Origin of the sequence: Paenibacillus sp. F4 (assembly GCF_002894905.1) — a bacterium.
GTDB classification, from domain to species: Bacteria; Bacillota; Bacilli; order Paenibacillales; family Paenibacillaceae; genus Paenibacillus; species Paenibacillus polymyxa_B.
This window is the reverse complement of record NZ_POVS01000015.1, coordinates 113,747-135,118: the sequence shown is the minus strand read 5'-3', so window position 1 is coordinate 135,118 and position 21,372 is coordinate 113,747. Positions and strand designations below refer to the sequence as shown.

General features: G+C 45.7%; 16 protein-coding genes. 4 read left to right on the top strand and 12 right to left on the bottom strand.

Translation table 11 applies throughout. The features are described from left to right. The first annotated feature begins 18 nt into the window (after positions 1-18). Positions 19-1,089, top strand: a complete 1,071-nt coding sequence (locus C1T21_RS17590; protein ID WP_103049159.1) for a glycine-rich domain-containing protein — start codon at positions 19-21, stop codon at positions 1,087-1,089. An 87-nt stretch (positions 1,090-1,176) separates the two neighbouring features. On the opposite strand, the gene glgA is transcribed toward C1T21_RS17590, so the two are convergent. Both glgA and glgB read right to left on the bottom strand, forming a co-directional pair. Then, entirely contained in the window at positions 1,177-2,619 is a 1,443-nt protein-coding gene (glgA, locus tag C1T21_RS17585) for a glycogen synthase GlgA (protein WP_103049158.1), read from the bottom strand. 21 nt (positions 2,620-2,640) lie between these two features. Continuing rightward, on the bottom strand, positions 2,641-4,563 hold the full coding sequence (gene glgB / locus C1T21_RS17580; protein ID WP_103049157.1) for a 1,4-alpha-glucan branching protein GlgB: 1,923 nt from the start codon (positions 4,561-4,563) through the stop codon (positions 2,641-2,643). 236 nt (positions 4,564-4,799) lie between these two features. Between glgB and C1T21_RS17575 the strand changes: the two genes are divergently transcribed. Next, a complete protein-coding gene (locus C1T21_RS17575) occupies positions 4,800-6,026 on the top strand; it encodes a glucose-1-phosphate adenylyltransferase (RefSeq protein WP_103049156.1) in 1,227 nt (408 codons plus the stop codon). A gap of 80 nt (positions 6,027-6,106) precedes the next feature. On the opposite strand, the gene C1T21_RS17570 is transcribed toward C1T21_RS17575, so the two are convergent. From C1T21_RS17570 to C1T21_RS17550, 5 genes are all read right to left on the bottom strand, one after another. Next, a complete protein-coding gene (locus C1T21_RS17570) occupies positions 6,107-7,537 on the bottom strand; it encodes a sensor histidine kinase (RefSeq protein ID WP_103049155.1) in 1,431 nt (476 codons plus the stop codon). After that, positions 7,534-8,232, bottom strand: coding sequence for a response regulator transcription factor (locus C1T21_RS17565; protein ID WP_007432526.1), 699 nt, complete (start codon positions 8,230-8,232; stop codon positions 7,534-7,536). Before C1T21_RS17565 ends, C1T21_RS17570 begins: the two co-directional genes overlap by 4 nt. A 1-nt stretch (position 8,233) precedes the next feature. Beyond that, positions 8,234-9,568: a hypothetical protein gene (locus C1T21_RS17560; protein ID WP_103049154.1), complete on the bottom strand. Its 1,335-nt coding sequence runs from the start codon at positions 9,566-9,568 to the stop codon at positions 8,234-8,236. Next, positions 9,565-10,290 carry a phosphonate ABC transporter ATP-binding protein gene (locus C1T21_RS17555; RefSeq protein ID WP_103049153.1) on the bottom strand — a complete coding sequence of 242 codons (726 nt, stop codon included), beginning with the start codon at positions 10,288-10,290 and terminating at the stop codon, positions 9,565-9,567. Before C1T21_RS17555 ends, C1T21_RS17560 begins: the two co-directional genes overlap by 4 nt. 82 nt (positions 10,291-10,372) lie before the next feature. After that, a complete protein-coding gene (locus C1T21_RS17550) occupies positions 10,373-11,530 on the bottom strand; it encodes an MFS transporter (RefSeq protein ID WP_103049152.1) in 1,158 nt (385 codons plus the stop codon). Between the two features lie 440 nt (positions 11,531-11,970). Between C1T21_RS17550 and C1T21_RS17545 the strand changes: the two genes are divergently transcribed. After that, positions 11,971-12,888 carry a hypothetical protein gene (locus C1T21_RS17545; RefSeq protein WP_061828235.1) on the top strand — a complete coding sequence of 306 codons (918 nt, stop codon included), beginning with the start codon at positions 11,971-11,973 and terminating at the stop codon, positions 12,886-12,888. A gap of 66 nt (positions 12,889-12,954) precedes the next feature. Then, positions 12,955-13,719 carry an HAD family hydrolase gene (locus C1T21_RS17540; protein WP_029517450.1) on the top strand — a complete coding sequence of 255 codons (765 nt, stop codon included), beginning with the start codon at positions 12,955-12,957 and terminating at the stop codon, positions 13,717-13,719. Positions 13,720-13,788: 69 nt separating this feature from the next. Here C1T21_RS17540 and C1T21_RS17535 read toward each other — a convergent pair whose 3' ends face one another. The 5 genes from C1T21_RS17535 to lpdA all read right to left on the bottom strand — a co-directional run bounded on the left by C1T21_RS17535 (position 13,789) and on the right by lpdA (position 21,372). Next, positions 13,789-16,146: a type IA DNA topoisomerase gene (locus tag C1T21_RS17535; protein ID WP_103049151.1), complete on the bottom strand. Its 2,358-nt coding sequence runs from the start codon at positions 16,144-16,146 to the stop codon at positions 13,789-13,791. Between the two features lie 525 nt (positions 16,147-16,671). After that, positions 16,672-18,159, bottom strand: coding sequence for a glutamate synthase subunit beta (locus C1T21_RS17530; protein ID WP_103049150.1), 1,488 nt, complete (start codon positions 18,157-18,159; stop codon positions 16,672-16,674). A gap of 237 nt (positions 18,160-18,396) precedes the next feature. Further along, complete coding sequence (locus C1T21_RS17525; protein ID WP_103049149.1) at positions 18,397-18,885, bottom strand: dihydrofolate reductase; 489 nt, start codon at positions 18,883-18,885, stop codon at positions 18,397-18,399. 17 nt (positions 18,886-18,902) lie between these two features. Beyond that, the gene (thyA, locus tag C1T21_RS17520) at positions 18,903-19,697 is read right to left on the bottom strand and encodes a thymidylate synthase (RefSeq protein WP_013310507.1); all 795 of its coding nucleotides are present in this window, start codon (positions 19,695-19,697) and stop codon (positions 18,903-18,905) included. A gap of 253 nt (positions 19,698-19,950) precedes the next feature. Next, positions 19,951-21,372, bottom strand: a complete 1,422-nt coding sequence (gene lpdA / locus C1T21_RS17515; RefSeq protein ID WP_103049148.1) for a dihydrolipoyl dehydrogenase — start codon at positions 21,370-21,372, stop codon at positions 19,951-19,953.

Here is a 21,372-nt window from a genome sequence, read left to right as displayed (position 1 = left end):
AAGGAGTAGTCAGCCATCATGGATAGTATGAGCAGTTTTTGGACGTTGTTTATTGTGGTGGACCTCATCATTTTTTGGTTTATATTCCGTGCAATACGCAGGAACCGGGGAAACAGAAAGACACGGCGCCGGAATGCTTTTTTCCTCAGCTCCCCTTCTCCTTCGTCCCTTACACAGGAGCGTCATCCAGAGATTACAGAGCTGATGCAGCTACTGGAGCAATCCATTCCCGCCTCCTATGCTCATAGCGTAAGGAGTCGTGTAATGGAAGCCCACCCAGAGCTGACGGAGCAAGAATATGATTGGCGCTGGCATGAGCTAAAACGATATTTTATGCTATGCGCGATTATGAATCGAGTGCCTATGTTCAGTAGTGATGTGGATGAATTGTGGCACGAAATGTTGATGTTTACCCGCGAATATCAGCAATTCTCGGAAGCTTTTTTTGGTCGTATGCTTCACCATGCGCCTCATTCCGGCGGCTTTCAGCCGATGCGTGAGGAGCGGGCGTGGTTTGACTGGTTGTATGTGGAATGCTTTGGCTGGAACCGCTATAGCGCCAGTTTGTGGGGAACCTTTTTTAATCATCCATTACCGAGCGACGAGCTTTCGCGCTATTACAAACTCACAACTTCCGCGCAGCCAGCAGGTGACCGCTGGAATACGCAGGAGAATATAGCCATTTCACAGCAGGCCCAACAAGCGATTCATAAGATTGTACAACATCTGCGCGAGCGGGTGAATAAAGCGGTGGATGATCCTGAGGGTAAGCAATTGCCTAAGGTCAACTATTTACAGATCGACTATTTGTTATTAGCTGTTGTGTGGTATTCATGGTATCAACCTGAACAATTTGCCGTACACATGCACCCGGATGCTACAGGTAATGCCGTATTAGCTAGCTCATCCGGCTGTAGCTCGGCAAGCGGCTGCTCGAACTGGGATACACATCACTCGCACCATCATTCCTCCCATGACAGTTCTCATCATGGAGGCTCTTCTCACCATGATTCAGGCGATTCTGATAGTCATTCTTCGTGTAGCAGTGGCTCTTCATGTGGAAGCAGCTGTGGTGGCGGAGGCGACTGATCATAGCAAAAAAGGGAATTCCTCAGCCAAACACTGGCTAAAGGGATTCCCTTTTTCATTAACATGACTATGGTGTTCCTACTCTGTTCAGTCCGTCTTTGTTAGCAAATGGTAAATATCCATATACGCTTTAGCTGAAACATCCCAACTATATTCTCCTGCAAAAGCCGTCTGTGTAAGCTTCGACCAATGCTCAGATTGGCGATAAAAATGAACAGCACGACGAATAGTGTTCAGCATATCATGTGCATTGTAGTTCGTGAAACTAAATCCGTTTCCTTCCCCTGTGGACTCATTGTAAGCCTGCACAGTATCGTTAAGGCCCCCTGTTTCTCGCACAATAGGGATACTTCCATAACGAAGCGCCAGCAGTTGGCTGATCCCGCAAGGCTCAAACCTTGATGGCATAAGATACATATCACTTGCCGCATATATTTTTCGTGACAGAGGTTCGCTAAAAGCGAGCTGCGCCGACATTTTCAGTGGATAGCGTCCCGCTGCCTCACGAAACCAATGCTCAAAAGCCGGATCCCCTGTTCCCAGCACGACAAACTGGATATCATCATAATACAGGATTTCGTCAAGCACTCTCGTTACCAGATCTAGCCCCTTCATATCTACAAGCCGGGTTACCATGGCGATCATAGGTACGTCTGGCCGCACCGGCAGACCCAGCTCCTTCTGCAGGCCAATTTTGTTTTCCTTTTTCTTTGTCAGACTCGTGCGGTACTTCGTATAAATACGATTGTCCGTGGCAGGATTGTAGCTTTTGGTGTCAATTCCGTTCACAATCCCCGTTAAGCGACCCTGATCTCCCAATTTACGAAGCAGACCCTCCAGCCCGTATCCGTAAAATTCCGTTTGAATCTCCTCTGCATAGGTTGGACTCACGGTCGTGACATGATCCGAGTACGTAAGCCCACCTTTCATAAAATTCAGTCTGCCATGATACTCCACACCCTCGGGGGTGAAATAGCTCCCATCCAGGTTGAGCAGCTCAGTTAAGACCTCATACGGAAAATCCCCCTGATACAGCAGATTATGTATCGTAAACACCGTGCGAATATCGCTGTAGAAGGGCAAATGTCGATAATTGGCATTCAGAAGCAGCGGAACCATCGCTGTATGCCAATCATGACAATGCAAAATATCCGGCCGAAAGTTCAGTTCAGGCAGCATTTCTAAAATCGCCCGGTTAAAAAAGGAAAAGCGTTCGCCATCATCCATATAACCGTAAATACCGTCACGACCGAAGTAATACTCATTGTCTATAAAATAAACCTTGATTCCGTCTAATGTCAGTTCCTCTATTCCACAATATTGATTACGCCAGCCTACGGCTACTTGCTTCACCGCTACCGGACGCAGAGACTTTTTATAAGTATCGGGAATCCCAGCATATTTAGGTAAAATGATTCGGACGTCGCACCCCGCCTGACGAAGTGCCTTCGGCAGTGCGCCAATGACATCAGCCAACCCGCCTGTTTTAATAAATGGATGTGCTTCTGCTGCCGCAAACAAAATGTTCATATGTGCTTCCTCCTTATGTGTTTAATCTGCTTTTTTAGGCCTCCGAGGCGCTTTCTTGAGTATAACGATGCTTAGGGGTGGTATGGTCACCTCCAAGCTGTGAAGCTGTCCGTGGCAAGGAATGGAGGCGGTCCGTATCACTCCGGTATTTAGCTGGCCCCTTCCCCCAAAGTCCTTATGATCACTGTTCAGCAGTTCGATATAACTCCCGGCCTTTTCCAGCCCAATTCGGTAGTTCTCTCTGGGCACGGGCTGAAAGTTAATTAGCACGACCAGTGTATCTCCCGGCTTTTTACTTTTACGTAAATACGTAATTACGCTCTGCCCACGGTCCTCCGCTTCAATCCACTGATAGCCATCCCACGAATGATCCAGTTCCCATAACGCCTTTTCCTGAATATACAAATGATTCAGTGCTTTTGTAAAAGCGTGCAGCGAACGGTGACTGTCATAATCCAGCAGAAACCAGTCAAGCTGCTCCTCATCCTTCCATTCGATGAATTGGCCGAATTCCCCTCCCATAAATAAGAGCTTTTTGCCCGGTGAGGTGATTTGGTAACCGAGAAGCGCTCGAAGACCGGCAAATTTTTGCTCATAGCTACCTGGCATTTTATCAAGCAGCGACTTCTTACCATGAACAACCTCATCGTGCGACAACGGCAGTGTAAAATTCTCGCTGTACGCATAAGCTATGGGGAATGTCAGCAAATTATGGCGCTCCGGCCTCTGATCGAAATCCGTTTCGATATAATCAAGCGTATCGTTCATCCAGCCCATATTCCATTTGTAATTAAAACCGAGTCCTCCATCGCTTACCGGGGAAGTCACCATCGGCCAGGCACTGGACTCCTCTGCCATCATCAGAGCATACGGGTAATAGCGGAATACTGTTTCATTCAGTTGTTGAAGGAAGGCAATAGCCTCCTCATTTTCAATGCCTCCTTTAGAGTTAAAACGATATTGACCGTCCTGCTTTTCAAAATCCAGCCGTAGCATACTTGTCACAGCATCTACGCGTAGGCCGTCAATATGGTACACATCCATCCAGAATAGTGCATTAGATATCAGGAAAGAACGCACCTCCGGTTTGCTGTAATCAAACGTCAGCGTTCCCCAGCCGGGCTTTTCCGCAATCAGCGGATCAGCGTATTCGAACAGGGGCGATCCGTCAAACAGCCTTAATCCATGAGCATCTTTTGCAAAATGGGCTGGCACCCAATCCATCAGCACTCCAATTCCCGCCTGATGGCAACGATCCACCAAATACATAAAATCATGTGGTTCTCCATAACGGCTTGTGAGTGCAAAATATCCGGTGAGCTGGTAGCCCCAGGAAAGATCATACGGATGTTCACTCAGCGGCATCAGCTCGATATGTGTATACCCCATATCTGTCACATAAGGCACAAGAAGCTCAGCTATTTCCCTGTATGTATAAAACGTTCCATCTTCTTTTTGCTTCCAAGTGCCCAGATGAAGCTCGTATATGTGCAGAGGCTTTCCATAAGGTGCTCTACGTTTTCGGCGCCAAATCGCATCGTTCCAAGCATAACCATCTATAGAAGCTACCACAGAAGCCGTTGCTGGCCTCAATTCAGCACGTACCGCGTAAGGGTCTGCTTTCAGAAATCGTTCACCGTTTGCGCCCGTAATGTCGTATTTGTAAAAAGTTCCTTGGGATATCCCCGGAAAAAAACGACTCCAAAAACCGGATTTGGGAACCCTATATAAGGAATCCTGTTCCCCATTCCAGTTGTTGCGATCTGTAGCAAGCCCGACATGGAGAGCATGAGGAGCCCAGACCGTAAAGCGGACGCCCTGTTCTCCGTTCTCCACAGTAAGGTGGGAACCCAAAGATCGGTAGCTGTGATAAAGCGTTCCTTCATGAAACAAATAAATATCTTCCGATGAAATAGCCTGTTGCGGAAGAGTTTGGTCTGTCATCACGTCACCACCCTTATATGTTTTGTAAGTAAAAATGTATGAATCGGTAATGCATTCGCTTGTGGGTCAAAGCTGACCTGAGTTATTACCCCATTCTAGCCACATTGAACAGAAAAATGACTAGGAAAAAAATAAACCTTAGTTTTGGGGGAATCTTATATACCTTATGGTTTCAAGAGTACCCCATACCGTTTATGTATGTACTACACTGACAACTAAACCGGGAGGGAAACGAAATGTTTAATAAAGAATGCATTGCCATGCTGCTGGCAGGCGGAGAGGGACGCCGTCTTGCTCCCCTTACTTCAACGATTGCAAAACCCGCCGTACCTTTTGGCGGTCACTACCGGATCATCGATTTTCCTCTCAGTAACTGCGTAAATTCAGACATTGATACTGTAGGTGTCTTGACGCAATATGAGGCAGAATCCTTGCACGAACATATCGGGGATGGAACACCATGGGGTCTTACAAAAACAGATGACAAGGGAATTACCCTGCTTCCATCTTATAACACAGGTAACGCTGAATACTTAGGAACGGCAGATGCTATTCATAAGAATATCGAATATATTGACAGCCAAAATCCGGAGCATGTGCTTATTTTATCCGGTGATCATATCTACTATATGAATTATCGTGAAATGCTGAACTACCATAAGGAAAAAGGAGCTGCGGCTACCATTTCTGTCATGGAGGTACCTTGGGATGAAGCACACCGTTTTGGTGTTATGAGTGCCGATGAAGATCTGCGTGTCACAGAATTTGCAGAGAAGCCGGAGAAACCAGAAAGTAATTTGGCCTCCATGGGGATTTACCTTTTCAAATGGGATTACTTGAGAAATTACCTGTTAGAAGACGCACAGGATGCTCAATCCAGTCATGATTTTGGTAAAGATATCATACCTAAAATGTTGGCGGACCAAGAATCCTTGTACGTTTATGAATTCCAGGGCTACTGGAAGGACGTAGGTACCGTTAAAAGCCTATGGGATTCACACATGGATTTGTTACACGAAGATTGTGCGATCGACCTTCAACGCAAGGACTGGCCAATGTATACACGTGAACGCCGCACAAGGTTGAGCGCACAAAAGGTACCTAATCGTCAAACACAACCATTGGGCAGCTTGTTGCATGATTCCTGCCAAGTAGAGGGCCGAATAGAACGCTCCGTTGTATTTAGTGGTGTCGAGGTAGGTAAAGGTTCAGCCATCAAAGAAAGTATCGTTATGCCTGACACACGCATTGGACGTAACGTCCATATTGAACATGCGATTATCGGTGAAGGTGCTGTGATTCGCGATGGTGCTGTCATTAAAGGTAATCCGGGCGAAATTATGGTCATCGGACCCAATGAAACGGTATTTGGCAAAATGGCGGTACGACCGCAAACTACACGTATGCTGAAAGAAGCTTACGAGCGCAATACACGCTTGCGTGCCGAAGGTTTTACCTCATAACGTTACCCCAAATTAAAAGCAGCCAGCCCTCCCGATTTGAGAGGACTGGCTGTTTTTCTAATTACACCTATAAGTAGGCTTTAAATCTGTCCTTCAGTAAGTTGTGATGATTCCACGGATTGTTCTGCTTGCAGAGCAGGTAATGAAACCGTAATGGTAGTTCCAGCCCCCAGTTCACTTCTGATGAGCATCTGACCATGATGGCGCTCGATAAACTGTTGCGAGATTGCCAATCCCAGTCCAGTACCACCGTTTTGGTGGTCTACCTGGAAAAAGCGGTCTCTTACTCTGGCAAGATTTTCAGCACTAATTCCAATCCCTGTATCTTGTACGGAAATCTCGATATTGCCATCAATCCGTTGAAGAGACAGAAAAATAATCGAGCTTTCATGCGAAAACTTGATAGCATTATCCACAATGTTCAAAAACACCTGTTTTAGACGGTTACCGTCTCCATGGACGAGATATGCCGTTTCCTCCGAATCCAGCTGGAGCTTAATCTGCTTCATTTCTGCCTTAGCCCATACGTTCAGCATAATTTCCTGTAAAAGCTCCCGTAGATCCACCGTTCCCATCACAAGCTTCATGGCATTTTGTTCAAGCTTGGAAAAATCGAGAATTTCCTCCACCAAGCCAATCAGCCGATCTGTCTCCTTGGAAATAATCTGCATCCCGATTTTCGTCTCTTCCGGGTCATAGCCGCCAGAATTTAACGTTTCACTCCAACCCTTAATAGAAGTAAGTGGGGTACGCAGTTCATGAGATATGGATGAAATAAAATCATCCTTGATTTGATTTGTTCTGACAATCTCCTGTGCCATGTAGTTCAGCGTCGAAGCCAGTTCACCCAACTCATAGCGATAATCGCCTTCAATGCGTGCATCAAACCTCCCCTGAGCCATCTGAGCAGATACATCGCGGATATTATTAATCGGTCTAACAATGGAATTCGCGAGCCCTGTACTGACCACAAATACAATAACCAGTACAGCTGCCATGATGCCAAGAGAAAACAGCGTAATCGTAAACAGCTTATCATTTACCAATTCCAGCGAAGTCGTATACCGAATAACGTACACCTGGTCTCCGACGATATTGTCCAGTTTTTGAGATACCGCCATCACCTGTTGCCCCGTACTCGGTTGCTTTCCGATCCATTTGCCCGTATCTCCAGCTAATGCTTGTGTCACATCACTTGTTTGCACACTTAGATCTGCTGCAAAATTCGTCGAGTTATCAATTACATTTCCCTGTTCATCGAGCAACTGCAGTTCAGTGAAGGGCAGAGAAAATGTATTTAACAAATACGATTGCAAAGACTGTTCCGGCTCTTTGAATTTGGGTGCAAATTCACTTACCGATTCGATACGGCTTTCGATATGTTTGTAAATGGAATCGTAATAGTACGACCGGAGTGCAAACATAAAAATGACTTCTACTAACAGAAGCGCCAAGAACACTACAAAAAAATAGTGAAGCACAATCTGTCGGCGAATCCCCTTTTTAATCATTGAGACTGACCTTTCCATTTATATCCATGTCCCCACACTGTTTGTAAAAAAGCAGGCTCGGAAGGATTGTTTTCAATTTTCTGCCGCAGACGTCGGATGTTCACATCCACAATTTTCGGATCGCCCATATATTCCTTGCCCCATACGTGGTCAAGCAAAACATCTCGGCTGAGCGGTGTGTTTTCTTTTTCCAGAAAAAATTGAATCAAGGAAAACTCTGTCGGCGTCAGCTCGATCAGCTGTCCGTTCTTCTTAAATTGCTTAGCAATCAAGTCCAGCGTGAACGGTCCAGACTGGAAGGACACTTTGGCTGCTGTTTCACGATGTACATTCACCCGACGCAATAACGATTGAATACGTGCAATCAGCTCCGTCGGGCTAAAAGGCTTGCTCACATGATCATCGGCCCCTACAGACAAGGCATACACCTTATCCTGCTCCTGTACCTTCGCTGTGAGAAAGATAATGCCGATGCGCTCATTCGTTTCCCGGATTCTCCGACAGACCTCAAAACCATCCATACCGGGTACCATTACGTCGAGCAGTGCAATATCAATATCCCGCACCGTGTTCAAAATATTCAGAGCCTCATGCCCTTCCGATGCCTCCAGCACCTCAAAACCGTTACGTTTCAAGTTAATGACGATAAAGCTGCGAATGGATTCCTCGTCTTCCATGATTAAAACTTTACTCACTCTACTCTACCTGCCTTTCCCCCATCTTGTTTTTAATGGTTTTACGCGGTTCCAGCTCACTGGATCGCTTAATGCCAATGACCTGCGCATTTGTTCGCCACAGTTGGCTATAACCTTCGTTGTTTCGCTCCCATTGTGACAACGAGAAAAATTTAATTTCCGCTATCGTTTTGTCTGTATCATCCAAAATGAAGCGCAAATAGCTGTCCTTCTTCGAAACTTTCGGATCAATAGTCACCTTGCCATGCAGCTCTTTCGGTAATCTGAAGTAGACCTGTTCATTAGAATCACGATACTGCTGCTGCTTAAAAATCGTCCCTTTGGCCCCGTCCCATTGATAAAACGATACAAAATATGGAACCTCATCCAGCGGCTTGTTACTCCAACCTTTAGGCTTCTCCAAATTACCAAATTCCAGAATACCGTCACCATCCACATCACCACTGGCGATGGTCGCATCCTTGAAGGTGACATCCATAAGATTAAGCTTCCTGAGCTTGCCGTGATCCATCACAATGACATTGGAAACGGTAGTGGTCTGGGCAATTTTGGTGTCTATAATAATCCCCTGCCTACCCTCGGCTACCTTGCCAGCAACGACATTATAGACACCTAAGACCTGACTGTCCAAATCCAACGATCCGATTTCCTTAAAGGTTCCCCCACTGAATTGAAACGTTTTAACCGTAAAGAATTCATTACGTCGCAGCGTGACAATCGTCAAATCATTCAAATTATCCCCGTTCAAGTCCATCTTGTTGTGGTTAAAATCATCTACGACGAAGTCCGTATAACCTGTAGCATATATTTTCTCCAGAGTTCCTCCGGTATAGGAATACACGATGAGTCCCTTCTGATCCCCGCCATCGCCACTATCTCCGCTGGAAAAACCCGCTACAATATCGAGTGTTCCATCATTCGTTAAATCCACGAGCTTAAATGACTCCAGCACAGTGCCTTCCCCATCAAACGTCAGCTTCTTTACCCACGTTCCGCCCTGAGCTTCAAACAAGGCACCATGTATTTTTACGCTCTCATCTGGCGTTTCATAAAAGAGCACTGCTTCGTCTGTGCCATCATTGTTCAGATCACCCGTCCGAATTGGCGTCGGGTCATCTGGGTCATTCGGCCTTAAAGGCTGTACCGCCCCTAGTTGCGTATTCACTGCACCATTCAACTGCTGTTTCTCGTCAGACATCGTCGGTGTCTCCATCAGCGAAATGGGATCGCTAATAACATTACAGCCGCTTAAAAATCCAGCAAGGAGCAGCAAGGAAGAGCAGCCAGCCACCATTCTCAACAGCATTATATTCACTTCTCTTGCCGTCCCCTTCACAATTTGTTCTTTTCTGCTTGTGTCAATCGTCTTCCCTGAATATCAAACACCAATTCACCATCATTCAGCCCCCATATACGGGAAGCAAAGCGTTCAGCCATTTCCAGCGGCAGTACAGTAATGATCGTCACCCGCTCGTCAGAACACAGCTTGCGAAAAGTCTCCAATACATGCGCAGCCGAAGCTGGATCAAGTCCATTTACAGGTTCATCAGCTAAAATAACTTTAGCTCCGTGCACGAGAGCACGCGCAGTCGCTACCCGCTGCCGCTCGCCACCGCTGAGCTTGTCGCATTTATCATGCGCCTTATCCAGCAGACCCAGATCCTCCAGTACGTCCATCGCTCCCATATAATCGTCGGAACGCACCATACCGGTCACCATTCTCCACATTGGAGTTTGACCGGATCTGCCAATGAGCACATTTTTAAGAGCGGTTCGATTCATATTTAGATGCGGGTTTTGCTCCAGGTATGCCCATTCCCGCTTTATTTTCATCTTGCCCGTCCACCCGAATTTCAGCACATCATTGCCACCTACAATTAAACTGCCTTCATCCCATGGCTCTTGTAAAGCAAGACAGCGAAGCAGCGTTGTTTTGCCGCTTCCACTTGGCCCCACTATGGCAATGAATTCGCCCTGATGAATTTCAGCATCAATTCCTCGAAGTAGCTGGGTCCGTTCAGGCCCCACTTGCTTGGTCAGCTTCCGAATTTTAATCATCTAAGTGATTCCCCTTTGCGCGCCATCAATACTGTTTATATTTTATAGTAAATGTGAAACAAATACCATGCAAACCGCAGTTTTAAACCGCTGTTACTCTTTTTCTGGAAAACAGACCTAACAATCCGAAAACAACGTAACTACCTCCAAGGACAAGAAACATGCTGCCTTGAGTCCCAAAGTCCAACAACCCTCCGCTAATATTAGGTCCGATCACACTTCCCAGATTAAAATGAAAGGATGCCAGTACATTCGCGGCTGCTAAAAATGATTTGGGCAGCAGATCAGCGGCGTAGGCCAAACCGAGGGAGAAAAAGGAGCCTACTAAACCACCTGCTAGGGTCAGCAATATCAAAGTGAACATAAAATGATTGCCGCTCCAAGGTAGCAACATAAAGGTCATTCCCCCTGCTATACCTACGCTCATTAGCACCTTTTTACGTCCCCAACGGTCACTCAATATCCCTAGCGGTAGCTGCAGCACTAACCCTCCCAAACTGACGAACGGCAGCAAGGCGGCGATTTCATCGGTATGAAAGCCAATACGCAGGCCATAGACTGGAAAGTTACTGTTCAGGCTCGCTTCCATATAGCCGTATAGAAATGCAGGCAAAAGAGCGTACCATGCCCAGCTATAGCTGCGACGAAATCTTTGAGTGGGACGCGCCTCGGACTCCAGCCTCTCCGGTCTGGAGTCCGGCAGCTTAATTAACACCAACAGCAAAACAAGCAAGCACAATAAGGCCAACGCAGCGAATGGAACCAGCATTCCATAATCGAGTAGCCATAATCCCAATGGTCCTAATGCAAAACCCAGACCGTATGACATACCATAAAAGGAAATGTTGCGGCCTCGCTTCTCTGCTGGAGTCACCAGCAATATCCATAGCTGCGCAGAGTAGTGCAGTGCACTGTCACCAATACCTACTAGCAAACGCAGTACGAACCATACCCGAATATCAGGGATTAGCGGGAACAGCAGCAGCGTAACGAGCACTAGCACAAGCCCTCCGGCCATCAGCTTTTTGAACCCTAACCACCCCAATGTCCGCTCTGCCACCAACGTCATTGCGAATGAACCAATATACAGGGCAGCCGCATTCATTCCGTTTAGTGAAGATGAAACTCCCATTTGTTCCAACGAGATAGACAGAATAGGTAATAATAAACCTTGGCATAATCCGGCAACAATAATAACAGCAATTAAAATAAAATAATGAACCCGTAACGACGACGACATCCTAGCTCCTCCTGATCGAACAAATAAAATAATTAAAATCAATGTTAAGAAATGATTTGCATTTGATTCCATAATCAATAATAATTCTTATCACTATGTATTCCATGCCGTCCTGCAAAACCGGCAAATCACATATACAAATTCAGGTGTAATTAGTGTATTAAAGAATAGAAGAAAAAAATCGCCATCTGAGATGACGATTTTACGGAAAGAGCTTGTCTGGTATGTATCCGACTCCTTCGGTTAAGGAGCCTCGTATGTTCAATCCGAACCCATTCACGTCACAACGCACTATTTCATATTATAGTGGACAATCCCTGGCAGAACAAGCCATAATAAATAAATGAGCAATTATTAAAATGCTCATGTTTTGCTTATGGACGGGCTTAATTACGTTCACCGCTCTGGGCTAGAAGACAGAATAGGAGGCATTGGGTTCCATGAGTTATCAAATTAAAATAGACACTTCTCCAATTTATGAATTGCTCGGCAGCTTCATGGCCTATGTGACTAAAAAGTGGGTCCAAGATATGGACTTGGGCCATGAATGGATCGACAAGGTAGATGCACGACTACAACATGAAGTTCGTACTGAGCTTGCAACAGCTCAGGATTGCCCTTTTAGCGATTATGACGCACTCTATGCATGGGCGTTACTTCGACCGGAATCGGATGAAATATCTGATTATATCTCTTATTTGGACCACGGTCCGGATAAAGATATGTTTGAGCTGCTCGTTCCGCATATCCCTTTTTTAACTTTTGAAGAATCTTTACGCATTCGTAAGGTATACGCACCACTCCTCAGATTGTGGGATCGTGATTATTTTCGGGCCTTGGAAGGCGAACTACGTGTGTTGGCAGAAGAAGACGCTGCGGAAAAACGCATGCTGCTGAGTAAGATGGAACCGGAAGCACTGGTTGAATATGCGACAGCTGGACTAGTCGTGCCACACGTGGAAGACCTGGATACAGTAGTCCTATTTCCGGTTGTCCATAATCGCCCGATTAATTCATACTGTTTTTATACCCGCACACTGCTGATCCAGTATCCGGTAGATATCCCCGAGGAGAGCGAGGAAGAACCGCCTACGCTTCTGCTACGGCTCACTCGTGCGGTCAATGATCCGCAGCGGCTGCGAATTCTACGTTATGTAGCTCAAGGTCCTAAGTCTCTCGAAGATATGCGCCACGATTTGAGCCGTTTGGAAGATACACTCATGTCTGATATGATGATTTTACGAGTGGCTGGTCTGCTCCGTATTCACATCGGACGTTATCATAAGGAAAAATTCAGCATCCGTCCCGATGGCGCGGCTGATTTACAGGTATTTTTGGAATCCTATATTGGATTGTAATTTGAATTGTACTTTTAGTTATAATCGAAGCAGCGTTAAAGCTTTGGCTTGGAAGGAGTATGCATCATGTCGTATCCTAAGCAGCACATTTTATTTGATCTTGATGACACCTTAGTCCACTGCAACAAGTATTTTGACCTTATCCTCAACCACTTTTTCGATTTGCTTCAGGAATGGTTTGCAACTCATAACCTAACGAAAAATACGATTCGTGAAAAACAAATCGAAATTGATGTGGCTGGAGTTCATCAAGTGGGCTTTGCCAGCGAGCATTTTCCGCAATCTCTGATAGATACGTACCAATTTTTCTCGGAACAATTCGGACGCCGTCTCGATTCTCGGGAAGAGCAGGAGCTTCGCTCTCTTGGCCGAAGTGTATACGAACAGGAAATCGAACCGTATCCTGGCATGGTCGAAACGCTGAACTCCCTCCAAAAAGCAGGGCATTCTCTTCATCTTTATACTGGCGGTGAGCAGATCATTCAAGAAAGAAAGATTGAACAAATGAAACTGGCTACCTACTTTGATGACCGCATCTACATTCGTCAGCATAAAAATGTCGAAGCCCTAGAAGAAATCATCCAGATGAATCGTTTGGACCGAAGCATCACCTGGATGATCGGGAATTCTCTGCGCACTGATGTATCTCCAGCCCTTGCCGCAGGTATTCATGCTGTATATCTCAAGCAGCCTAAGGAATGGATTTACAATATGGTTGAATTGCAAAAAAATGTGAACTCCGTGATGTATACGATACAGAAGCTAACGGAAGTACCACGGGTTATCCACGAAAGCATACAATTGCATCAACAAAAAAGGACCCTCGGATAGGGTCCTTTTTTCGTATTTAAAATGTTATTTAACCTTTGATTCAGCCAAAATAGTGGTTTAAACCCTGTCTCAGGATTCCTCTCGAACGCTAAGTTGCCCTGTACCTGGTTCATTTAGAACAATTCGCGCTTTGACGGTCGATCCATCTTTACGCTTAAAAGACAACAATTGCGTCTGTCCCTTCGTCAACAGAGACTTGAGCATCGTTTCGGTAATCTGCTTTCCAGCATATTCCTTCCAGACGACAAAGCCACACCCCTGCTTGTAGTGGCTGCACCCATACCCTTTGCGGCCTTCTATAATGCTTCCGCCACAATTAGAGATTGGGCAGCTACCCAAAGCTTGCCTTTGGCTCACTGAAATGCCTGAGGCTCCGTCGGAAGAGCTGCGTGCAACGGAACCTGCTGTTCCCGCAGCACGACTTGCTGGTGGCGCTGCTTGCTCCAGCGTTGCGCTTCCAGCACTGCCACCGCGTCCTGATGTAGCACGCCCCACCCCTTTGGCGCCGGTGCGTCCACTCGCACGTGCACTACGTGCGCCTTCTTTTCCAGCCGCACGCTTCCCCCTTGCTTCCTCGCCAAAGGCATTTGCCGGAGCCGGTGGCTGCTGCCTCACCTTGTCAATGATGGACAACGTAAATCTTTTAACGTTATCCATAAACTTCTCCTGAGCCGCCTCACCCTTGGAAATTTGATGCAGACGACGTTCCCATTGACCTGTCATCTCCGGCGAGGCTAATAGATCAACCCCGGCATGACGGATCAGGTCAATAGCCATCTTTCCCTTTTCCGTAATAAGAATCTTTTTGCCCTTCATTTCAATATAGCCAACCTTTTTCAATCGTTCAATTGTGGCGGCCCGTGTGGCAGGTGTACCTAAGCCGGCATCCTTCATGACCTCACGTAATTCCTCATTCTCCATCTGTTTGCCCGCGCTTTCCATCGCCTTAAGCAATGTACCCTCCGTGTAGCTTTTGGGGGGCTGAGTCGCCTTTTCTTTCATCTCAGCGCGAACACACTCCACCGGACGCCCCGCATCAATCTCAAACTTCTTGTCCGTCCACTCGTCCGTTTCCTCTTCATCCTCTTTTTTCGATGATTTGCTCTTTTTACCTTTATCCTGGTCAACCTTACTTAAAACCACTTTCCATCCCAAGGAAAGAAGCTCTTTGATATTTGTTTTGAACAGATGCTTGTCCACCTGCGTCATTACGGTATGCATTTTATATTCAGCAGGCGGGAAAAAATGTGATAAAAACCTGCGAATAACCAGGTCATATACGTTTTGCTCTTCCTTACTTAGCGTACCTTGTCTTTTTAACGTCGGCAGAATAGCATGGTGATCCTCAACACGAGATGGATTGCAGACCGATTTATTCTGTTTATGGACCAAGTTGGGGTTGGCTTGTTGTACCAGATCAGCATAAGGACCTGTTCCCAGCATCCGTAGTGCCTTGTGCATACCGTCTATATTTTGCTCTGTTACATAGTTAGAATTGGTACGCGGATAGGAAATGACCTTGTGTCGCTCATAAAGCGCTTGTGCCACATCCAGTGTTTTTTTGGCCGAATAACCATACTTGGCATTCGCCTCGCGTTGAAGCAGCGTTAAATCGTACAATTTAAAAGGATACTCTTTTGTCTGCTTCGTGTCATATTTGGTGATTTTACCTGTTTTTCCACGAACGGCCGCAGCGATAGCTTCAGCTTCCTCTGGCTTCGTCAGCCGATCCCCCTGCCACGCACCTTTGTACTTGATTTGATCTTGCTTAAATTCAGCCCACACATCATAGAAGGTTTGAGACTGAAATGCCTCAATTTCCTTTTCCCGGTCATGAATCAGTGCCAGCACGGGAGTCTGCACCCGTCCTACCGACAGCAGTGTGTTATGTCGTGTTGTGAACGCTCTGGAAGCATTCATTCCGATCAGCCAGTCCGCTTCACTTCGTGCCCTCGCCGCTTGAGTCAGAAATTCAAACTCCGAAGCATCACGTAATCGTTCAAAGCCTGTCGCAATACTTTCCGCTGTCAAATCTGAAATCCACAGTCGTTTAACTGGCTGATGCAACTTCAATTGCTGTTGAATCAACGCAAAAATATATTGCCCTTCCCGTCCAGCATCACAAGCATTTACGATGGCATTGCAGCGTTTAGCCAGTTCACCAATCATTTTCAGCTGATCTTTTGTTTTCGGATTCGGTACAATTTTGAACTGCTCAGGGATAATAGGAAGATCCTTAATATTCCATCGTTTGTACTTAGCATCGTATGCATCCGGCTCAGCCAAACCCAGCAAATGTCCGATCGCCCAGGTTACAATGTATTTCTCCCCTTCCAAATAGGTACGGTTATTTTTAGCCCGCGGCTCCATAACAGCGGCAATCGTCCGTCCCATATCTGGTTTCTCGGCAATAATCAACGTCTTCATTCATACTCCATTCCTTCCTAACGGCCTTCTGTTTCTCCTCCATGAATCATACATATACATGGAATGTTAATGAAAACACAGGTATCCCGGCCTCATGCAAAAGGAGCCTTCTCCCGACGAAAGCTCCTTTGTAAATTCATTTAGTCAAACGCTTCAACAATATACGTGTATTATACCATAGATACCATGGTTCTCTCAGGTCATGATTTTATACAGTCAACGAAAGTTATATATACGTTAACTTATATAACATAAGTATCGGCTTTTATCTAATTTTCTTATGAAATATTTCTTTTTCTATAAAAAAGCTACACTAAACACCCCTTTTTATGTTATGATCAATTTAGATAAGAAATATATGGTGATAAGATTAAATTTAAGTTATATTATATAACATGAATTTCACAATGTTTCACAGCTCAATAATCATTTATTCATTTTCGCTTCTGACAGACTCAGCTTGAAATACAATAAAGCCCCATCCAAAGATGGAGCTTAGACTGATCCGTAACATAAAATTTATAATTATACCAAAACGGTAGCGCCCATGAGGTATTTATCAACCTCTCGTGCAGCTTCGCGACCTTCATTAATAGCCCACACGACAAGACTTTGTCCGCGACGCATATCGCCTGCAGCAAAAACCTTATCCACATTGGTAACATATTTTCCATAACGTGCTTTAACGTTGGAGCGACGATCCGTCTCCAAACCAATTTGCTCTACAATCGTTTGCTCAGGACCATCAAATCCAATGGCAATCAGAGCAATTTGTGCAGGGAATACGCGCTCCGTACCTGGAATCGGTTGATAGATTTTGCGCCCTGTTTCATCAACAATCCGTTGAATTTGAATGGTGTGCAGCTCTTTCAGATTACCGTTCTCATCACCTACAAATTTGGTCGTCATGATGGAGAACTCACGTGGATCTTCTCCGAACAACGCCTTCGCTTCTTCCTGTGCATAATCGAGAGAATACACGTTTGGAAATTGTGGCCAAGGGTTAGCAATCGGGTCACGCTCCATAGGCGCTTTGGTGTGTGTGCCAAATTGAGTGACACTCCGACAACCATGACGCAAAGAAGTAGCTACACAGTCCGAACCCGTATCACCGCCACCGATTACAATAACGTCTTTACCTTGGGAAGACAAATAGTTGCCATCTTCCAGATTGGAATCCAAGTAGCTTTTGATGGTACCATTCAGATAATCCATCGCATAATGAACACCCTTCAAATCGCTACCTTCAATGTTGAATTCTCTTGGCTTCGTAGAACCACCGCATAGGACAACCGCATCATATTCAGCAATCAACTGATCGGTAGGGATATCTTTGCCGATTTCCGTATTTGTGATGAATTGAATACCTTCAGCCTCCAGCAAATCCACACGCCGCTGAACAACCTTCTTATCCAATTTCATGGACGGTATGCCATACATCAATAATCCACCCACACGATCTGCACGCTCGTACACAGTCACGCTGTGCCCTGCTTTGTTAAGCTGAGCAGCTGCAGCCAAACCTGCTGGACCCGAACCAACAATAGCCACTCGTTTGCCTGTACGCTTTTCTGGCGGATTAGGAACGACCCAGCCTTCCTCAAAACCCTTTTCGATAATAGCTTCCTCAATGGTTTTAATTGTAACAGACTGTCCGATCAGGCCGACTGTACACGAACCTTCACATGGCGCAGGACAGACACGACCTGTGAATTCCGGGAAGTTATTCGTTTTGTGCAACCGCTCTAGCGCTTCCTTCCACAAACCACGATATACGAGATTGTTCCATTCCGGAATGAGATTATGAACCGGGCAGCCTAGAGTTGCTCCCATGATATCCATCCCCGTATGACAATAAGGAGTTCCACAGTCCATACAACGCGCCCCTTGGGTACGCAGCTCTTCTTCAGACATATGCTTATGGAATTCTTCCCAATCCTTTATACGCTCTGCCGGGTCCCGGTCTGTAGGAAGCTGTCGTGTGTATTCCATAAATCCAGTTGGTGTAGACATGTTACGTTCCCCCATCTCTTCGCTTATGAACCCCGATCATCCATTCAGAATTTAAGTCAAATTCGAATTTGTCTGTTTGTATCATGAAAGGGTCTGTTCTCGTTGAATTTGATTTATTGTATCACAATACAGCGTAAAAGTAATGAAAACTTATGCAACTTTTTGCATCAACACCAAAAGGATTTTTTATATGGTTTATTAATTTTTCAAATGAGTGGGGTCGGATACAGTCTATTCTTATTCCGTTCTCTCGTAAACAACAAAACGGTACTCATATGGATTTCTGTCATCCTTGATACCCGGAGTCTCACTAACTATATTCCAACCGTTCCAATCCAGCTCAGGGAACGTTGTATCGCCTTCAAAAGTCTCCTCAATCCGAGTCACAATCAGCCGATCGGCATGTGGCCAAAACAGTGCATAGATCTCTGCTCCTCCAATGACCATTAGCTCCTCCTGCTTTGCTAATTGGAGCCCTTCTTCCAGTGAATGAATCACTTCCGCACCTTCCACCTGATAGCGCTGATCTCGAGTCAAGACGATGTTACGTCGGTTTGGCAGGCTTTTTCCTCCAAAGGATTCCCACGTCTTGCGTCCCATGAGTACCGTTTTATTAATCGTCTGTTCTTTGAAAAAGGCCATGTCTCTAGGGAGGCGCCAGGGAAGTTTGTTATCTCGGCCGATCACACCATTTTGTGCCATAGCCCATATCATTGAAATGCCCATTTTTCCACCTCCTCTAATCAGATGGCGACAGGCGCCTTAATCCCTGGATGATACTCGTAATTTTCAAAAGCAAAATCGTCATAGGTATAATCAAAAATCGAATCCGGTTTGCGCAGAATTTTTAACTGAGGCAACGGATAAGGATCACGTTCCAGCTGTGTATGCACTTGTTGCATATGATTTGAATAAATATGCACATCGCCGCCTGACCAAATAAATTCGCCGGGCTCCAAACCACACTGCTGTGCAACCATATGCGTAAGCAATGCATAACTCGCGATGTTGAACGGCAGCCCTAGAAAGGTATCCACAGAACGCATTGTTAGCATACAGGAAAGCTTCCCTCCAGCTACATAGAACTGAAATACAAAGTGACATGGCGGCAACTTCATGGATTCGATTTCTGCCACATTCCAAGCACTGACGATGTGTCGTCGTGAATCTGGATTATTTTTAATAGCCTCAATGACATTCGCAATTTGGTCAATATGTTGCCCGTCTGTTGTTTCCCACGAGCGCCATTGCGATCCATATACAGGACCCAGATTCCCCTGCTCGTCCGCCCACTCATCCCAAATGGTAACTCCGTTCTCCTTGAGATAAGAAATGTTGGTATCTCCCCGCAAAAACCATAACAACTCATGAATAACGGATTTCAAATGTACTCTTTTGGTGGTCACCAAGGGGAAGCCCTTGGCCAGATCAAAACGGAGTTGTCTTCCGAAAACAGATAGTGTACCCGTTCCTGTACGATCCTCTTTTTTTACTCCATTCTCTAAAATATCCTCCAGCAGTTCCAAATAGTTACGCACGTTATTCCTCTCCTTTGAGCATGAATAAAAACTGGCATCGCCAGATTCTAATCTTTAAAATTCTTTTTCTGCACCAATATCTATATTTAGTTTATCATGCACGGTGCTTCGTTGACCATGTACTGTGTGAATTTTCATGGTAGTCCTGAAAATCCTAAAGCTTGAAAAAAAAGAGACAAAGAGCGCAAATATAGCGCTCCTTGCCTCTCTTTGTCATGTATGAAAACCAAAAACGAGATAATGAAAAATGGTATTAGCGACGTGGTGCCAATGCATGGATCGGATGACCCAGCACGACTTCCGCTGCTTCCATAACGATTTCGCCCAATGTAGGGTGAGCATGAATAGTCAAGGAGATATCTTCGAGTGTAGCACCCATTTCAATCGCCAGACCCAGTTCAGCAATAAGGTTGGAAGCTTCCAGACCTACGATTTGCGTACCCAGTACCAGACCTGTGTCAGCGTCAGCTACGATTTTCACAAAACCTTCAACAGCGTTCAGGGAAACCGCGCGACCGTTTGCTCCATAAGAGAACTTGCCAACTTTGACATTGTATCCTTTTTCTTTGGCTTGTGTCTCTGTGTAGCCTACGCTGGAGCATTCTGGATCTGTGAAAACGACAGCTGGCATACATTTGTAATCTACTACAGACGGCTCGCCTGCGATTGCTTCAGCAGCCACTTTACCTTCGTAAGAAGCTTTGTGTGCCAGAGCAAGACCAGCTACGATATCGCCGATTGCAAAGATGTGAGGAATGCTAGTACGTCCTTGGTGATCAACTTTCACCATTCCGCGCTCATCCAGTTCTACGCCGATCAGATCCAGACCCAGTTCACCGTCTGTGTTTGGACGACGTCCAACAGTTACAAGCAGATATTCAGCAGTTACTTCTTTGCTTTCGCCGTTAACGGAGAATTTCACCGTTACGTCTTTATCTGTTTGCTCTGCACTTTCAGCTTTAGCGCCAGTGAAGATTTCGATGCCAGTTTTCTTCATGCTTTTCGCAACGATCGAAGTCATATCTTTGTCGAAACCAGGAAGCACTGTATCCATACCTTCAATGATCGTTACTTTGGAACCGAATTTAGAGTACATTTGTCCAAGCTCTGCACCAATGTATCCACCACCGATTACGATCAGGCTCTTTGGAATTTCAGGCAGGTTCAATGCTTCTGTAGAAGACAGAATGCGTCCGCCAAATGGGAATGGTTTCAGTTCGATTGGACGGGAACCTGTTGCGATAATTGCATTTTTAAAACGGTAACGTGGTGATTCATGTTCGTTGAATACACGCGCTTCGTTTTCGTTGATGAACATGCACTCACCATTGAAAACTTCAACTTTGTTGCCTTTGAGCAAGCCACTTACGCCGCCTGTCATTTTCTTAACAACGCCGTTTTTGAATTCTTGTGTTTTAGCGAAGTCCACTTTTACATTTTCAGCCGAAATACCGAAAGACTCGCCATGTTTAGCTGCTTCGTATTGATGAGCTGCAGAGATCAAAGCTTTGGATGGAATACATCCACGGTTCAGACAGACACCGCCCAGCTCAGATTTGTCAACGATCAATACGCTTTGTCCCAATTGCGCGGCACGGATGGCAGCTACATAGCCGCCAGGACCCGCACCGATAACCAATGTGTCAATATCCAGAGAAGCGTCTCCTACTACCAT

What these genes read in the sequence shown, in the direction of transcription:
- C1T21_RS17545 (WP_061828235.1), top strand. Translation starts at nt 11,971, where the DNA reads ATGAGTTATCAAATTAAAATAGACACTTCTCCAATTTATGAATTGCTC.
- C1T21_RS17530 (WP_103049150.1), bottom strand. Translation starts at nt 18,159, where the DNA reads ATGTCTACACCAACTGGATTTATGGAATACACACGACAGCTTCCTACA.
- C1T21_RS17555 (WP_103049153.1), bottom strand. Translation starts at nt 10,290, where the DNA reads ATGATTAAAATTCGGAAGCTGACCAAGCAAGTGGGGCCTGAACGGACC.
- C1T21_RS17550 (WP_103049152.1), bottom strand. Translation starts at nt 11,530, where the DNA reads ATGTCGTCGTCGTTACGGGTTCATTATTTTATTTTAATTGCTGTTATT.
- glgB (WP_103049157.1), bottom strand. Translation starts at nt 4,563, where the DNA reads ATGACAGACCAAACTCTTCCGCAACAGGCTATTTCATCGGAAGATATT.
- C1T21_RS17575 (WP_103049156.1), top strand. Translation starts at nt 4,800, where the DNA reads ATGTTTAATAAAGAATGCATTGCCATGCTGCTGGCAGGCGGAGAGGGA.
- C1T21_RS17590 (WP_103049159.1), top strand. Translation starts at nt 19, where the DNA reads ATGGATAGTATGAGCAGTTTTTGGACGTTGTTTATTGTGGTGGACCTC.
- C1T21_RS17535 (WP_103049151.1), bottom strand. Translation starts at nt 16,146, where the DNA reads ATGAAGACGTTGATTATTGCCGAGAAACCAGATATGGGACGGACGATT.
- C1T21_RS17525 (WP_103049149.1), bottom strand. Translation starts at nt 18,885, where the DNA reads ATGGGCATTTCAATGATATGGGCTATGGCACAAAATGGTGTGATCGGC.
- glgA (WP_103049158.1), bottom strand. Translation starts at nt 2,619, where the DNA reads ATGAACATTTTGTTTGCGGCAGCAGAAGCACATCCATTTATTAAAACA.
- lpdA (WP_103049148.1), bottom strand. Translation starts at nt 21,372, where the DNA reads ATGGTAGTAGGAGACGCTTCTCTGGATATTGACACATTGGTTATCGGT.
- C1T21_RS17540 (WP_029517450.1), top strand. Translation starts at nt 12,955, where the DNA reads ATGTCGTATCCTAAGCAGCACATTTTATTTGATCTTGATGACACCTTA.
- C1T21_RS17570 (WP_103049155.1), bottom strand. Translation starts at nt 7,537, where the DNA reads ATGATTAAAAAGGGGATTCGCCGACAGATTGTGCTTCACTATTTTTTT.